The 16,163-nt window shown below is 38.1% G+C and carries 18 protein-coding genes; 6 read left to right on the plus strand and 12 right to left on the minus strand.

Annotated features, from left to right (window positions below):
- Positions 1 to 78: 78 nt before the first annotated feature.
- The 6 genes from ACLLO5_RS04240 to apcD all read right to left on the minus strand — a co-directional run bounded on the left by ACLLO5_RS04240 (position 79) and on the right by apcD (position 7,871).
- Complete coding sequence (locus ACLLO5_RS04240) at positions 79 to 1,161, minus strand: Photosystem Q(B) protein 1 (RefSeq protein ID WP_413174239.1); 1,083 nt, start codon at positions 1,159 to 1,161, stop codon at positions 79 to 81.
- Between the two features lie 329 nt (positions 1,162 to 1,490).
- Positions 1,491 to 3,218: a DNA repair protein RecN gene (gene recN / locus ACLLO5_RS04245; protein ID WP_413174240.1), complete on the minus strand. Its 1,728-nt coding sequence runs from the start codon at positions 3,216 to 3,218 to the stop codon at positions 1,491 to 1,493.
- Between the two features lie 224 nt (positions 3,219 to 3,442).
- Positions 3,443 to 3,892 carry a DUF29 domain-containing protein gene (locus ACLLO5_RS04250; RefSeq protein WP_413174241.1) on the minus strand — a complete coding sequence of 150 codons (450 nt, stop codon included), beginning with the start codon at positions 3,890 to 3,892 and terminating at the stop codon, positions 3,443 to 3,445.
- 129 nt (positions 3,893 to 4,021) lie between these two features.
- A complete protein-coding gene (locus ACLLO5_RS04255; RefSeq protein ID WP_413174242.1) occupies positions 4,022 to 5,854 on the minus strand; it encodes an alkaline phosphatase family protein in 1,833 nt (610 codons plus the stop codon).
- Between the two features lie 219 nt (positions 5,855 to 6,073).
- Positions 6,074 to 6,727 (minus strand): hypothetical protein, encoded by a 654-nt coding sequence (locus ACLLO5_RS04260; protein WP_413174243.1) that lies wholly within the window; start codon positions 6,725 to 6,727, stop codon positions 6,074 to 6,076.
- Positions 6,728 to 7,385: 658 nt separating this feature from the next.
- Positions 7,386 to 7,871 carry an allophycocyanin subunit alpha-B gene (gene apcD / locus ACLLO5_RS04265; RefSeq protein ID WP_413174244.1) on the minus strand — a complete coding sequence of 162 codons (486 nt, stop codon included), beginning with the start codon at positions 7,869 to 7,871 and terminating at the stop codon, positions 7,386 to 7,388.
- A 200-nt stretch (positions 7,872 to 8,071) separates the two neighbouring features.
- Here apcD and rlmD point away from each other — a divergent pair, with 200 nt between their 5' ends.
- Together rlmD and ACLLO5_RS04275 are read left to right on the plus strand one after the other, a co-directional pair.
- Entirely contained in the window at positions 8,072 to 9,454 is a 1,383-nt protein-coding gene (rlmD, locus tag ACLLO5_RS04270; RefSeq protein WP_413174245.1) for a 23S rRNA (uracil(1939)-C(5))-methyltransferase RlmD, read from the plus strand.
- 413 nt (positions 9,455 to 9,867) lie between these two features.
- Positions 9,868 to 10,317, plus strand: coding sequence for an ATP-binding protein (locus tag ACLLO5_RS04275; protein ID WP_413174246.1), 450 nt, complete (start codon positions 9,868 to 9,870; stop codon positions 10,315 to 10,317).
- Positions 10,318 to 10,364: 47 nt separating this feature from the next.
- On the opposite strand, the gene ACLLO5_RS04280 is transcribed toward ACLLO5_RS04275, so the two are convergent.
- Positions 10,365 to 10,625, minus strand: a complete 261-nt coding sequence (locus ACLLO5_RS04280; protein WP_413174247.1) for a DUF6439 family protein — start codon at positions 10,623 to 10,625, stop codon at positions 10,365 to 10,367.
- Positions 10,626 to 10,691: 66 nt separating this feature from the next.
- Here ACLLO5_RS04280 and ACLLO5_RS04285 point away from each other — a divergent pair, with 66 nt between their 5' ends.
- Entirely contained in the window at positions 10,692 to 11,036 is a 345-nt protein-coding gene (locus tag ACLLO5_RS04285) for a hypothetical protein (RefSeq protein ID WP_413174248.1), read from the plus strand.
- Between the two features lie 88 nt (positions 11,037 to 11,124).
- Positions 11,125 to 12,516 (plus strand): asparagine--tRNA ligase, encoded by a 1,392-nt coding sequence (asnS, locus tag ACLLO5_RS04290; RefSeq protein ID WP_413174249.1) that lies wholly within the window; start codon positions 11,125 to 11,127, stop codon positions 12,514 to 12,516.
- 117 nt (positions 12,517 to 12,633) lie between these two features.
- Here the strand turns inward: asnS and ACLLO5_RS04295 are convergent, their stop codons facing one another.
- From ACLLO5_RS04295 to ACLLO5_RS04315, 5 genes are all read right to left on the minus strand, one after another.
- Positions 12,634 to 12,804 (minus strand): hypothetical protein, encoded by a 171-nt coding sequence (locus tag ACLLO5_RS04295; protein WP_413174250.1) that lies wholly within the window; start codon positions 12,802 to 12,804, stop codon positions 12,634 to 12,636.
- Between the two features lie 2 nt (positions 12,805 to 12,806).
- Positions 12,807 to 13,055 (minus strand): type II toxin-antitoxin system YoeB family toxin, encoded by a 249-nt coding sequence (locus ACLLO5_RS04300; protein ID WP_413174251.1) that lies wholly within the window; start codon positions 13,053 to 13,055, stop codon positions 12,807 to 12,809.
- Positions 13,012 to 13,218 carry a prevent-host-death protein gene (locus tag ACLLO5_RS04305; protein ID WP_413174252.1) on the minus strand — a complete coding sequence of 69 codons (207 nt, stop codon included), beginning with the start codon at positions 13,216 to 13,218 and terminating at the stop codon, positions 13,012 to 13,014. Before ACLLO5_RS04305 ends, ACLLO5_RS04300 begins: the two co-directional genes overlap by 44 nt.
- A 107-nt stretch (positions 13,219 to 13,325) precedes the next feature.
- Positions 13,326 to 13,721 (minus strand): type II toxin-antitoxin system VapC family toxin, encoded by a 396-nt coding sequence (locus tag ACLLO5_RS04310; protein ID WP_413174253.1) that lies wholly within the window; start codon positions 13,719 to 13,721, stop codon positions 13,326 to 13,328.
- Positions 13,718 to 13,945 (minus strand): DUF2281 domain-containing protein, encoded by a 228-nt coding sequence (locus tag ACLLO5_RS04315; RefSeq protein WP_413174254.1) that lies wholly within the window; start codon positions 13,943 to 13,945, stop codon positions 13,718 to 13,720. Before ACLLO5_RS04315 ends, ACLLO5_RS04310 begins: the two co-directional genes overlap by 4 nt.
- Before the next feature lie 334 nt (positions 13,946 to 14,279).
- Here ACLLO5_RS04315 and ACLLO5_RS04320 point away from each other — a divergent pair, with 334 nt between their 5' ends.
- A complete protein-coding gene (locus tag ACLLO5_RS04320) occupies positions 14,280 to 14,759 on the plus strand; it encodes a chemotaxis protein CheW (protein ID WP_413174255.1) in 480 nt (159 codons plus the stop codon).
- A 101-nt stretch (positions 14,760 to 14,860) separates the two neighbouring features.
- The gene (locus ACLLO5_RS04325) at positions 14,861 to 16,084 is read left to right on the plus strand and encodes a CheR family methyltransferase (protein WP_413174256.1); all 1,224 of its coding nucleotides are present in this window, start codon (positions 14,861 to 14,863) and stop codon (positions 16,082 to 16,084) included.
- Positions 16,085 to 16,163: the final 79 nt, after the last annotated feature.

The raw sequence follows: 16,163 nt of genomic DNA on the forward strand, positions 1-16,163 counted from the left end.
TAAAAAACAATATCAAACTTTATCGAACTTTGAAAAGTTAAATGGTGGGTTAATCACTAACTAACCCACCTCAAATATCTACAACGTAACCAAATTAACAGGAATAGGTTCACCGCTAGACATAATGACTGGGAAATTATGGACATTAGGAGCGTGCATTGCTTGAATACCCAAATTAGCTCGATTGAGCATATCCGCATCAGTTCTAATTACTGCACCTTGGCTATCTAAAATCGAATGATTGAAGTTAAAACCATTCAAATTAAAGGACATACTCACCACCCCGGCCGCGGCAAACCAAATACCAATTGTTGGTAATGCAGCTTGTAAAAAATGAAATGAACGGTGATTTCGACTTGCAAACCAGGGAATCAACAAGCGACCAAGATAACCATAATGTCCTGCTAAATAGTCATAGGTTACGTGACGTTGACCTAATTTATATTCAGCATTAGGAGATTCATTTTCGTCCGTTTTTCGCAGTAAGGTAGATGTTACTAACGAACCATGTAAGGAACTCAATAATGCACCACCAAATACTCCTGTAACTCCCAACATATGGAAGGGGTGCATCAAAATATTATGGTCTCCTTGGAATGCCAACATAAAGTGAAATGTACCCGCTATACCAAGGGGTAAACCGTCAGCAAAGCTACCTTGACCAATTGGGTAAACTAGCAATACTGATGTGGCTGCTATGACTGGTGCAGAATAAGCGATGGAAATCCAAGGACGCATACCCAAACGGTAACTTAATTCCCATAATTGACCTAAATAACACCAAATCCCAATCAAAAAGTGCAGCACAATTAGTTGATATGGTCCCCCATTGTAAAGCCATTCATCAATGGAAGCTGCTTCCCAAATTGGGTAAAAGTGCAGACCAATTGCAGCGGAAGTTGGTACTACTGCGGCTGTAATGAGATTATTTCCATCCATCAGAGAACCTCGAATTGGCTCTCTAATTCCTTCCATATCTACTGCTGGTGCAGCGATAAAAGCAATTACAAAACAAGTGGTGGCAGCTAACAAAGTGGGAATCATTAAAACGCCAAACCAGCCTATATATAGACGATTTTCTGTGCTAGTTACCCAAGCGCAAAAACGATCCCATAGTTCAAAGAAATCGAATTCTTCTCGACGTGGAGCAATGATAGTCATTGTCTACACCTCATTTTTTGAAGATTATGATGAAAATTGATTCAAAATTCAAGATTCACAAACTTCAGAATTTTTCTGATTATCTTTATTCTAAGAAAAGTCATAATTAGAGTGAATATTTGTCAAATATCTTTGCAATTGTTGAGTAAGTATTCATCGGCTGGTTATTAGCTATCAGTTTTCGTCACCATTTTTAGAACTTACGGAATAGACATCTGGTGAAAAAGGATGTAGAAACGTTGCATACAACTTATCTCCCAGGGTTATGAAAAAGGTATATTTAAATTTGGTCAATGTATAATACACAAAATATACCCTGGGTTCAAAATTTAACTTTGTTCTTGACGACGGTGGTTAGCAGCTTGTAATAATAAAGATTCAGCGAATGCGATCGCCTGATTTGCGGATTTTCCACCTGCTAACTGTGCTAATTCTTCCCGACGGGTACTTAAATTATCCAAGCTGGTAACTCTCACAACTGTCCGCTGTTCAGCATGACCATTTTTATTAATCACCTGTTTATCAACCCGAAAATGTCGATCTGCCATTGCTGCTATTAAAGGTTGATGAGTCACACATAATACCTGTTGATTTTGACTCAGTTGGTGTAATTTTTCAGCTATAGATTGGGCAACTCTTCCCGACACACCCACATCAATTTCATCAAATACCATTGTTTCCGCACCATCATGTTGATTAAAACAAGCTTTTAAAGCTAGTAAAAATCGGCTCATTTCCCCACCGGAAGCAATTTCTGTTAAAGGTTGTATTGGTTCACCAGGGTTAGGGCTAAACATAAAGGTAATTTTATCTGCACCCATAGCTGTTGGGGAACTAGGCACAATTTCCACTTGAAATTTTACCTTTTCCATCGCTAAAGGTTTGAGTTCAGCCAATAAATGAGATTCTAAATTAGCCGCAGTTTTACGACGCAGTTGGGTCAATTTTTGGTTGACTTGGTTGAGATATTGTAAACAGACCTGTTCTTGTTGTTCTAAAGTCTCAATTGATTGTTCATGGTTATTAAGTTCTGCTAACTCTATTTGGATGCGTTCAAAATAAGCGATCGCTTCCGTAAGAGTCGGTCCATACTTGCGACAAATTTGTTTTAATTCCCGAATCCGTTCCTCTACTTCCTCCAACCGCTGTGGGTCAGCTTCTAAACTTTCCCCATAAATGCTAATTTGTCTGCCTACTTCCATCACTGCTGCGACTGCATCCCGCACCAATTCCAACATAGATTGCATTCGGGAATCAAACTCAACAATATGATTTAATATCGTTTCACTATCTCCCAATAAATCAGCAGCAGTAGGAGTTTCATCTTCATTTTGATACAAAGCTTGATAAACTTTGTAACTCATTTGCTGCAAATCAACAACATGATTCAGGCGTTGCATTTCCTGGGTTAATTGTTCCATTTCTTGCGGATCATCGAGATTTGCTGCACTCAATTCTTGAACTTGATAAGTCAATAAATCGAGTTGTTGTAAGCGTTCTCTTTCCGAAGTGCGACGTTTTTCTAAAGTTTGGTGTGCTTGTTGATATGCACTAAAAGCAACAGCTACCTGTTGACGTTGTTGTATTAAAGAATCACCACCATATAAATCTAACCAATCTCTGACTTGGGCAGATTGTCCTACTTGTACAGTTTGCCCTTGGGCGGTAATTTCCACCAAGCGATCGCGCAAACTTCCCATGATTTGCCGATTCACCAACACCCCATTTACCCGTGACCTACTGCGGATATTACTGACAGTTGCAGCAATCTCTCGACTAATAACTACCGCCTGATCATCAATTAAATCAATTTCCTGTTCACTCAACCAAGCAGCCAAAAAAGGATTGATACTAAAAGTCCCTTCTACCAAAGCGCGACTAGTCCCCGTGCGAATCACACGACTAGAGACTTTCCCACCTAAAACCGCATCAATCGCATCCAGAATAATCGACTTTCCCGCGCCGGTTTCCCCTGTTAGCACATTCAACCCAGCGCCAAAATCCAACTCCAGTTGGTCGATGAGGGCAAAATTCTCAATTCTGAGGCACAGCAACATCAGGCCAAAATCTCCGTGAAGGTAAATGCCGGATACTTCTCAATTTTATCTCTATCTAGCCGATAATGTATAGACAGTTATTTTTTGGACTAGGGATTAAGTAACAAATTTTACTAAACCTTGTTTGAATTATGATTCTCACAATGAAAGAATAAACAGGATGTAGAAGGTTATTTAATTCTCATCCTCTTCATCCTTAAATCCTGATTCTGACAGATATTAATTTAGTTAGTAGTTAATAAGCTATCTATCTCTTTTGGAAAAGGACAATCTTCAGGGAATTTAGTATCATATTCCTTACTCATATTTCTCACTGCATCTTGATAACATTCATCGCTGACAGTTAAATAATAATTACGCAAGCTGGGGGAATCTCTAAAAATCCGTTTTAGTTCCTGTTGGGTACGGCTAATGGTTACGTCCCAACCGCGATAACATTCGGGTAAACTGACATAATGACGTTTTAGTAAATGTTCAAATAAAGTAGTTAAGCGACTTTCTAATTCTCTTCTATCTCTCCCCCCCAAAGCTTCTATCTCCTCAATTAAATTTTCCCAGTCTACATGACTAAAATCTTGAGATTTTAATTTATTGACTGTGTTTTGAATCCACAGCGCAAAGTCGGTTTGATAAAGATTTTGAACTGGTGATTTAGTCATAGTGTTTATTGTCATGATGTAGGATTTTCAAAATGAAAGCATGAACATGATTAAATATCTAGCTGAGGTTTTTGAAATCTTCCTAAAATCAATTATAGCCTTATCCTGTTCATCCTTAAATTCTGTAAATCCTGATGCTGACAATTACAACCCCAAAGTCCTCCCAGGAAATCCCGCAACATCAAAATAACGAGTATCTCCCACAGTTTGATATTTCAAAATTGTCTTCAATCCATTCTCAGACATTGCAGATTCTAAAACATGAGACTGAAAATTTACCTTATTCAAACTACCACGCAAAGCTTCATTTAACACTCGTCCCACCAGCTTACCCTGAGCAGGAACTTTTAAATTTAGCACCTTGGCCAAAGTTACAGCCACATCTGCATTACTCACAGGTGCTTCATCAACATACTGCTTTTTAAAGTCGGGTCCAATAACAGTCATGTTATTAAAAGTATCCGCACGGCTAAAACTCCCGTGCATTCCTTGACCTTGTTGTAAAGCAGTATCAGCTACAACCACACCGCAAGCTGTTGGTATACCACAACCTGTATCAAAAGAACGGAAATTCACAACTATTGAAGGTGTCGGAGTTCGTGCTGTTCCCCGCAATTTAACCGCGCTTAGGGGTAATGTACCAGCAATATTTCCTAACGCATCATTGACAAACAAACCACTAACATAATCTTGTTTGAGTAGGGAATTAACAATTTTTTGTGTGTAATTTTTTTGATTTTTAGAATTGGGTAAATAAATCAAATCAGAACCACCATTCCCAGCAATAATTACATCTGGATTTTGAGAATTTTTACCCAAAATGCTACTGATAGAAAATTGTCCCTGAGTTGGTTCAACTGGCGCATTTTTATGATCTGGGTCAAACAAAGAAAGTCCTAAATCATGAGCTAAATCTATTCCTAAAAAACCAGGAGGTAAAAACCCTGTCGGTACATTTTCATAACTGAGACTTGCCGCATAACTGGTTTTACTTTCTTTACTAATTGTGGAAAAGCCATGATCAGCAGTAACAAAAATATTCGTTGTTTTTTCTAAATTTAATTTTTTGATTGTAGCGCGAATTTGTGCCAAATTATTATCAACATTTCGCTTTGCAGCTTGAACAGTAACACCATTAATACCAGGAACAAGTTGATTAAGACTATCACCTTGATTGTGCTGTGTTCCATCCGGATCACGTGACCAATAAACCAATAAAAAAGGTTTTTTTCGTTGTTTGAAAAGAGGTAAAATTATCTTATTAGTGACATCAGAAAAATATTGTTGCTGTTCAATATTGGCAACTTTTGTACCAGGAGTTTTACTATCACCAGATTTGCCATTTTCTCCCCGCGATGGACTTATTAAAGGTAGAGAATTTTTGGTTAATAGTTTGCTAATTTCTGGATTCAGTGGAATTCCGTTTGATGTCCCTGTAGCATCATCAAAAATGATGGTCGGCTCACCTTTTTTTTGAGTCACATCTTGAATTAAAACCGGACCCAATTTACCCACAGCCGCAGTGCTAAAACCTGATTTTTTTGCTACAGCTAAAAGACTAACTTCATTCAGAAAGTTTTTACCGAATTGTTGGTTCACTTCTTTCAGAACAGCGTCATTTTCTAGAAATGGAACTAAACTATTTTTGGCATTTTTAACAGGGGCTTTAACTTTAATAGTATTACTAAAATCTCCTGTATCACCAAGATAATGGCCTGTAGCAATAGCAGAAGCATTCGCTGTGGTAAAAGTAGGAAACAGAGAATGGCTGTTAACAAAATTCACACCCTGTTCTCGAATTGACTGTAAAGTCGGTGTGTCAGTAGCATTAACAGTCATCGTCCGCAAACCATCAGTCACAAAAATGACCGCATTGTGTGGTTGAATTTGTCCAGCAAAGACCTGAAACCAAGCAAAAACAGCAATTAGACAAACTAATAGAATAATCCAGCGATAAGCCTGTATTAAAATCTTCATAACCTTGCAGGTTTTTAGAACATGAAGATTTTAAACCCTACTGCATTAAATTACACACTATATTGTCAATACTTATCAAAAATCCACAGCTATAGAAATCCGTTTTGATTCTTAAAAAGATACATAGGGTCTGTAAAGCCTTTGTGGGCATGGCTACCCTTAGAGGATGTTTTAAAAATCTCTCATGGTATATCCAAAAATCACACGGTTTTATTGGCTTTATCCACCTATTTCCAGATTTTTTAAAATCAAATCTGCTCTTGCTCCAAAGCCATCTCCATATTCTACTGGTAAATGGGTAATAACGTAAAATACTTTGCCTTTTTGTTCTCCCAAATAAATCTCACCAATAATATCTTTCCCCTTACTAAAAGATATCTTTTCCTTAGACCAAGAATAGGGAACTTTTTTTGTCTGACTCACAACACGCCATTTATTAGACGCTATTAACCCTTTTTTATCATTAATAAATTTTCTTACTTGTTCTAGATTCTTTAAATCATTTAAAAAAGCGATATGAATATAAGCATTTTCGTTTTTTTGACCTCCAAAGTTTGCAATAAATCTCACTGATTGTCCCTCACCTGAAGATCCTGATTCAGCAATAAAATCTGGATCAGGAAAATAAGTGGTTAGTAAATTTTCAGCTTGATAAAGTTGCAACTTTACAGGAGTATTTTCTCCTTCAATAGTAATTGTGGTGGTTTTTTGAGACGGCCTATTTTTTTTAGATTTATGATTAGCTGCTACGCTTGTATTTTCAGTGCTAAGGGTATTTTCGCGTAAAGCTTGGTTTTCTAGTTGATTTGTACAAGCAGTATTTAAACTTAAAACAAGTATGCTTGATATTACTTTTAAAAAATCAATATACATTTGCTATTAGTCGTTTTAGTTGTTACAAATAGATATGACTTTTGTTTCGCTGTTACTGTTCCCGTTTCCATAAATACGGTGTGTATTTGGCTCAATAAATCGCTAAAATCTAAGCATTATTTCGGGAAAAATTAAGTGATTAAAGTCACTTAATTTTATGATACCAATCACAATTTTACATGATTAAGATCCTCCTCTAATAGTGAGCATCTTGGCATAATCACAGATAACTGAACTCTAGCCGAGTCATTAATAGGGAACACACTAATGGCCGACAGCTTTATACCTGTCGGTTTTTTGTCGTTGGTGATAGGGAGCAGGGGAGCAGGGGAGCAGAGGAGCAGGGGAGATGGGGGTGATGGGGGTGATGAGGGAGATGGGGGAGAGAATAATCTATTCCTTCTGAACTCCTGCCTACTGCCTCCTACCCCCTGCCTCCTGCCTTCTGCCTTCTGACTCCTGACTCCTGACTCCTGACTCCTGCCTCCTGCCTCCTGCCTCCTGCCCTTTTCATAAAATATCCCCACTACTTGTTAATAACTTGACAAATATTTTGCCATAGCCACTACTAAGTGTGGGGAAGTTATAATCAAATGAGGAATGTTATCGGTATCGAGTGCTAATGTCCGATACTGCTAAAATCATTACAAGTTGAGTATTAGGACATTGCTTGAATGATGTAGTCAAAGTAAGGTGCAGCAGCAGCCGCATCTTCAGCACCCAATAAATCTAAGGCGGCTTGTTTGAGGGAATTAATAGCTTCTACCATTCCAGGGACAGGAACGCCCAGAGAGTTGTACATTTCCCGCACACCAATCAAACCGATTTTTTCAATTGGTTCTTTGTCACCAGCAAGTACGCCGTAAGTAATCAGGCGCAAGTACCAGCCAAAGTCACGGATACATAAGGCACGTTGTTTTTCACCGTAAGCGTTACCACCAGGGGCGATAAAGTCAGGGCGCTTTTGCCAAAGTTTTTTGGTTGCTTCCTGAACTATCTTTTTCTCGTTTTCGGAGAGGGTAGCAGCTATTCTGGTTCGCTGTACGCCTGTTTGCAAATATTCTTTGATACTCTTGAGTTCGCCACTGCTGGGGTAACGCAGTTCGTCATCGGCTTGGAGAATAACTTGGCTAATTACAGTCATGATTATGTAATCACTCGAAATAATATTATTTGCTAGTTTAACCAGTTCGCGGTACAGAAGTGAAGGGTGTGGGAAGATGGTAATTGGTAATTGGTAATTGGTAATTGGTGTAAATTATGCAAATTAAATTAATATATTGTAACTTTTGCCTATTCCCTATTTCCTGTTCCCTGTTCCCTGTTCCCAATGATTAATGACTAATGACTAATAAAGTTTGGCGGCAAGGTGAAATAATAGAAGTTGAAGTTTCTGATTTAAGTGACACTGGTGATGGGGTGGGACGCTTTGATCAGCGAGTGGTTTTTGTTCCAGATACAGTTCCAGGCGATCGCATTCTTGTCAGGCTACTCCACGTTAAGCCTAAGTATGCTCATGGGACACTCAAACAAATCCTCGCACCATCTCCACACCGCATTAGACCCAATTGCATTGTGGCTGATAAATGTGGCGGTTGTCAGTGGCAACATATTGATGATGAATACCAACTTACAGCCAAGCAAAATCAAGTTATTCAAGCCTTGGAACGTATTGGCGGTTTTACTAACCCACCTGTAGATCCGGTGCTGGTGGCTGATTCCTCTTTAGCTTATCGCAACAAAGTTACTTACCCCCTTGGTATGTCTCCTAGCGGTCAGGTACAAGCCGGTTATTACCAAAAAGGTAGCCACCAATTAATTAACTTAAATCAATGTCCAGTCCAAGACTCACGCTTAAATCCTTTATTGGCTGAGGTGAAATTGGATATCCAAAAGCGCGGCTGGTCAATTTATGATGAAACTCGTCACCAAGGATCAATTCGCCATTTGGGTTTACGCATTGGTCGCCGGACAGGGGAAATGCTGCTGACTTTGGTGGTGAAAGATAAGAATTTACCAGGCATTGAAACCCAGGCACAGGAATGGTTGCAGCGTTATACCCATCTGATGGGAGTATGTCTAAATCGCAATAGCGATCGCACAAATGTTATATTTGGTAATGAAACAGTTTGTATTGCTGGAATTCCTCACCTGCGAGAAAAATTCGCGGACATAGAATTTCAAGTACGCCCAGAAACATTTTTTCAGGTGTACACCGAAACTGCTGAAGCACTGTTACAAGTAATTCAGTCAGAACTCAATTTGCAAGGTAACGAAATTTTAGTTGATGCCTATTGTGGTATCGGCACTTTGACCTTACCCCTAGCAAAACAATCACGCCAAGTTATTGGCTTAGAAGTGCAATCAGCAGCAGTGGAACAGGCTATTTCTAATGCTCAAAATAATGGAATTCATAATGTGACATTCCAAGTAGGAGCAGTAGAAAAAAATCTCCCGAATTTGGGAATTATACCAGATGTCGTCTTACTTGATCCGCCACGTAAAGGATGTGAAGCTAATGTTATCAAATCTTTACTTAGCCTGAAACCTTCGCGGATTGTTTACGTCAGTTGTAAAGTAGCCACCCTGTCCCGCGACCTGAAATTACTTTGTGAACATGGACTATATAAACTTACAAGAGTACAGCCCGCCGACTTTTTCCCCCAAACGGCTCACGTCGAAGCAGCAGCATTTCTGGTGCGATCGCAATCACCCCAGAGTAATTAATTCTTTACAAAAACTTAAATGGGAAATTTGTAGTCCAGTGGTTAGCAATAATGCTAAAATCTAATTAAGTCAAAAATAAAAATTGTTTTTCTTTAAAAAAATTGAAGTTGCATAGGCTCTTAATAAAGATGAATTAAGTTGTCTAAATTACAAATCGGCAACACAAACGAGTATTCCCATACTCTTACCAAAAATAGCAATTTTCAACATTGCTTGTTGCACCAGCAGCATGATTCCAGCCGATTTTTAATCAAGCAATAATAACTTATCTGTAGAGCCAATGCTCCGCAGCCTTTTCAAAATTTAGTTTTACAGACGCAAGTTTGAAAGCAGCATGACCACCTCAATTTTTATCAGGGTGACTGTCACACCAAACTGATGTCTAGCTAATTAAAAGCTACGGGGTTTCTCTTGTGATTACCATTTCTCTCCGTCCAGTCGGACGTAATTGGGGTACTATTAGTTTTGCCTCAACTCTTTATCTTTGTCCGATATTAGATTTACTATTGGCAGATGTTCCCACAAAATTACAAGCAGAACTGCGATTAGGACTTCAAGAAGCCCTAGTAAACGCAGCTAAACATGGCAATAATCTTGATCCCAGTAAACTAGTAGTAGTTCGGTTTTCCTTGATAGATAACCAGTATTGGTGGATTATCTCAGACCAAGGCAACGGCTTTACTCCATCCTGTGATTGCAACTGTGATCCCACAGAATATCTACCACCGGATGAATCAGAAAGTGGACGAGGAATGTCTCTTCTCCATCAAATCTTTGATCAAGTAGAGTGGAACCGCAAAGGAACAGAACTCAGACTTTGTAAACAACTAGAAACCCGTCGTCTTTTATCCTTACGACGGTGATAGGCAAAAGACAACAGGCAGAAATTAAATTTCTTCTCCCTACATCCTTAGCCTTTACCATGAGTCGGACAGGGAGGGGCTGAAATTGACTTATCTAGCCATCCTACAGCCTGTTCTAACCTAGCTTGTGCCTCTTGGGGTTGATTTGTGAGGAGAAACACCATAGCAGCCGCTAATTGTTCACTAGCACGGGCATTACGGTTAGATTTGAGACGATGCCAATCATTAGGAGAGATACTTAGCCTTTCCATCAGGGCTTGCGCCAATTCTAGGGTACTGATTTCATTTAGTTGACTGGTTAGAGACATAAGACTAAGTGCGAAGGTAAGACTAAAAGTTATGATTTAATCATCATAGCTAAAGACTCATCACCAATGACTAAATTAGAAGATAACCAGCAACCAGAGTTTGACCAGGAACTGGAGGAACTAGAAACAGACCTCCGACTCTTGAAAGAAAGATATGCCCAAGTGCAACAAGACCAGCAGAAAAAGGCACAATGGCAACAAGAATTAAAAAATCTCCAACAAAATAAACATCAGACACCAGAAATTAAGGAAGAGTTAAAACGCATTCAAAAAAAGTTAGAAGTATTAGAAATAAACTTAGAAAGCCAGCTATTTTCTTGGAATAGCCTGAAAAGACCATTTTGGCAAGTTGTCCGTTTTGGTGGTTTAGGCGTGATCATCGGTTGGTTATTAAGGTCTTGGATTAGTTAATTCGTTAGTTATCATCTGTCAGTTGACTATCCCCAATCTCCCAGGAAAATTACTATTATATAAATTAACAAAATAAAAATTGTCAAAAATGCTAAATCGTCGCATTGCAGAAATATTAAGAAGTGGTCAACCTGATGAGTCTCTATTAGTTCAAGGTTGGGTAAGAACAAAGCGTGAATTAAAAGGTTTTGCGTTTTTAGAAGTTAATGATGGTTCATCATTAGGTAATTTGCAAATTGTCATCAACCAAGATTTACCAGACTACGAAGGAATATTAAAACAAATCAATACCGGTGCTTCAGTAGAAGTAGCAGGTGTACTGGTGGCTTCCCAAGGGAAAGGACAGCGGATAGAATTAAAAGCGGATGCTGTGAAAATCTACGGAGATGCTGATCCCGAAACCTATCCCCTGCAAAAGAAACGTCATTCCTTTGAGTTTCTCCGCACCATTGCACATCTGCGTTCCCGAACTAACTCCTTTGGTGCAGTGTTTCGGGTGAGAAATGCTTGCGCGACTGCTATTCACCAATTTTTTCAAGAACGGGATTTTTTATGGGTACATACTCCCATTATTACCGCTAGTGATTGTGAAGGTGCAGGAGAATTATTTAGCGTTACTAATTTGGATTTAAAGAAAGTTCCCCGCACAGAAAACCAAGAAATTGATTATAGTCAAGATTTCTTTAGTAAACCTGCATATTTGACAGTTAGTGGACAATTAGAAGCGGAAATTATGGCCATGGCGTTTACCAACGTCTACACCTTTGGTCCCACATTCCGGGCAGAAAATTCTAACACTTCTCGTCACTTAGCAGAATTCTGGATGGTTGAACCAGAAATGGCTTTCTGTGATTTAGAAGGTGATATGGATTTGGCAGAAGAGTTTCTCAAATATATTTTTAAATATGTATTAGAAACTTGTCCCGAAGACATGGAATTTTTCAATGAACGGATTGATAAAACTGTTTTAGAAACCGCAGATAACATTATTAATAATCAATTTGAACGGTTAACTTACACTGATGCTGTGAAACTTTTAGAAAAAGCTGATGTGAAGTTTGACTATCCTGTAAATTGGGGTGCTGATTTGCAATCAGAACATGAACGCTATTTAGCAGAACAACTGTTTAAAAAACCTGTAATTGTGACAGATTATCCCGCCCAAATTAAAGCTTTTTATATGAGGTTGAGTGATGATGAAAAAACTGTCCGCGCTATGGATATTCTTGCACCGAAAATAGGGGAAATAATTGGTGGTTCTCAACGGGAAGAAAGGTTAGATGTCTTAGAAAAACGGGTTTTAGCACAAGGTATGAAACCTGAAGATTTGTGGTGGTATTTAGATTTGCGTCGTTATGGAACTGTTCCCCATGCTGGTTTTGGTTTGGGGTTTGAACGATTGGTACAGTTTATGACGGGTATGGGGAATATTCGGGATGTAATTCCGTTCCCCCGCACACCACAAAGCGCGGAGTTTTAGTCATAGTTGAAAGTAGTAGGGGTTTAGCTAAACTCCTACACCGATGATTATAAATTGAAAGCGATCGCACTCCCTACATCTAAAAAAGGCGATTCCTCGGTCGCGCTTCGCTATCGCCTATTTAGTTGAGGATGATAATGTTACCAGAGGTTGAGTAATAATTTTTCTGTTTTTAGCTACCTGTTTTTTTCTTAAATCTTTACAAATTTCATGCAAATCATAATTAAAAGATTTAGCGTGTTCTTCTCGAATTTTGTAAATTTCTTCTAATACTTCATCTTTCCACATAGTTAATCTCCCATAAGTTCATAAGGTGTACAAATCGTTGGTAGTTCATATCCAGATTGAATACTAGATAGATCGTGTTTTAGTGCTTCAGGTTGTCCTGTGCCTTCAAATGGATTACGTTGTACTTCACGAATTAGTTTGATGATTTTTAATGCTTTTTTCCGATCGCTTTCGATCCACCAAGCTAAGTCCTCAAAAGCATCTGTATCAAATTCCAAGTTTCTCACAGGCTGCTTCCAAAGAAATTCCATCTAGACGTTTTCTAGCCGTAAGTAATCTCGCTTTCATGGCTGGACTACTCAACAAATAAGCAGTTTCTCTCTCAGCCATTATTTCTTGCCAAAGGGCAATAGGAACAACTACGGAAACTGTTTGCCCTTCTGAATCACAGATGTATTGTAATGAGTTAGTCATAGTAGCCAATATAACTTACTAGATTGCTAATAATTATAACCGCAAAAGTTTTTATGAGCTATTTGTGATTGCACTTCCCACATCTCAATAGAAAGGCGATCGCATACTTACCAAATTGTTTTGACATGGGGATAATTTAAAATCTTGGCATCGCAGGTAACAAGGGGAATTTCATAACGTCTTGCAATAGTAACTAAAATTCTGTCTGCTGGATCTTTGTGAAAATCGTCTCGTAATTGTGTACTAGCAATTGCATCTATGGGTGATAAAGGTTTTATGACTATACCTGAATGAGTTTGCGCTAACTGATACCATTCATCAATGGGTAAAGGTAAAACTAATTTACCGATACTAGATTTAACTGCTACTTCCCAAACAGAAATAGCAGAAACTAATAAGCCATTTTGGGATTCTTCATGTTGAATAGCTGCTTGTGTTGCTTGTGATAGTTGACTAGGATCGTGAAGCAACCATAGCCAAATATGGGTATCTAGTAAAATCATTCTGTTAATGCTTCCCAAAGTTCAGGCATAGGTTCATCAAAATCACTGGCAATGGTAATAGGTTTTCCTCTCAGTGGGTAATTATTTGTAGTTTTTGTTTCTTGTGAAATAAGATCAATGTTTCCGGCTTTAAATTCTAAGAACTCGATAAATTTAATTACTTCATTGCGCTGTTCAAGAGGTAATTGTTTAATTTTAGCGATCGCCATTTCTAATGTGATCATTTATTTGTTTCTCCTGTAACTTTAAATTACTTCTATTTTAGCAAGCGATACCTACGGTGAGTTACCGCTAACGTGCTTCCCCACATCTCAATATAAAGGCGATATCCCTACAAGACGCTATTTATTCTTTGATACCATTCCTCGACTTCCATTAGGCGTGTAAAGGACTCATGGTTCGACTAAGAATACATTAACATCATCAATATAGTATTTATACTGAATTAATTATAAATTAATACATATATCAAGCATTCCTATATCATTCGTTAACAACCAGATCCCTGACTTCTTGAATTTGATTTAGTATTATTGACAGCCAAGATGAGGTGGGTGAATGTTAATGCTACTCTTCCATATCAATAATGAACGTTACGCCATAGCTAGTCAGCAGATTGTGGAAGTGATACCCCTTGTCAACTTGACAAGACTTCCCCATACACCCGAATATTTTGCAGGTGTATTTAATTACCGAGGGCGAATTATTCCCGTCATTGATCTTAGTCAGTTAATGACTGGTCAAAGGTGTTCTGAACATTTAAGTACACGGATTATTTTAGTCAATCATTGGGGTAGAGATGCTACACAGGAGACTGTACCGCAAATTATGGGTTTGATGGCTCAAAGAGTTGTAGAAACTTTACAAAAATCGGATATTGATTTAATTGATGTTGATATTCAGATAGATAAACCACCTTACTTGGGTAAAATGATTGTAGATGAGCAAGGCATGATTCAGTGCCTTCACGTAGAATACTTGTTATCAGAGGTGCAACAAGCTTATCTGGTAGCAGAAGTTCATAGTGAACATAAATAACACAACGTATTACAGTACAAATTTTAAGCACAAAGCTATATACTAAAAGACTTTTAACCCTGTTCCCTGTTCCCTGCTGTAATTAATGTATCGCTGTAACAATGATATATTCTGATGGCGAAGTTTTACTGACGAAGAAAATTGGGTTAGATCCTAACTCAATCGGTTCTGATGCGATCGCACGAGCTATAGAACAACGAATGTTAGAATGTAGAATAACCAATATTAATAGTTATTTAGAAATAATTCAGACATATCCCCAAGAATGGGATGCACTTATTGACGCTTTAATCATCCCTGAAACTTGGTTTTTTCGGGAACGTGAATCTTTCAAATATTTACAGCAATATGTAGCATCTGAATGGTTAACCAATCACAAAAATAGTGTATTGCGGGTTCTGAGTGTACCTTGTTCCACAGGTGAAGAACCTTATTCGATAGCGATCGCTTTATTAGAAGCAGGGTTGAATCCGGCTAGATTTCACATTGATGCAATTGATATTAGCAAAAAGTGTTTGCTAACTGCTCAAAGAGCAATTTACAATCAATACTCATTCCGTGGTAATCCACTTTCATTTCAGGAACGCTATTTTCAGCGCCATGAAACAGGATATTATCTGCACGAACAAGTAAAATCTACGGTGCATTTTATGCATGGTAATCTAGCACAACCTGATTTTTTAATGGGAATGCCACCATATAATATTATATTTTGTCGCAACCTATTAATCTACTTTGATATCACTGCAAAAGAACGCACAATTAGAATTTTAGAAAGGCTATTAAATCCAGATGGATTGTTATTTGTTGGACACGCAGAAGCATCTTCATTGCTGAATTCTCGCTTTGTTTCCATACGTCATTCTTTAACATTCGCTTATCGTAAATCGGCTCTTGATCATCTTGCTATCAAAACCAAAGAACATAAAAATACTCACCAGAATCATCGTGTAATTCACTCAAAACGTCCCATTATTAGCCATAAATTAAAACCCAATACCACACCCAAAGCTAGTACAACCAACTTACTAGAAAACGCCAAAAATTTAGCAGATCAAGGCCATTTACCAGCAGCTATTGAACTATGTAACGACTATATTAAACAAAATAAAATCAGTGTAGAAGCTTATGTACTGCTTGGTCAACTACAACAAGCAATGGGAAAAAATGAAGACTCTTTACAATCATTCCAAAAAGCAATTTATCTGCAACCTACTCACCAAGAAGCCTTAACTCATTTAGCTTTACTCAAGGAAAATCAAGGAGATGTAGTAAGTGCTAATATTCTTTGGCAACGGATACAGCGACTTCAACATCGACCTTAATCAATAAAAACAACATCCCAATTTAAAGTTTCTTATTGTTCATTGACAATAATTTTGATCAATTTCCTAATTTCAGAAA

The organism is Anabaena azotica SJ-1 (assembly GCF_047275885.1).
In the GTDB taxonomy this organism is placed as follows: domain Bacteria; phylum Cyanobacteriota; class Cyanobacteriia; order Cyanobacteriales; family Nostocaceae; genus Trichormus_B; species Trichormus_B azotica_A.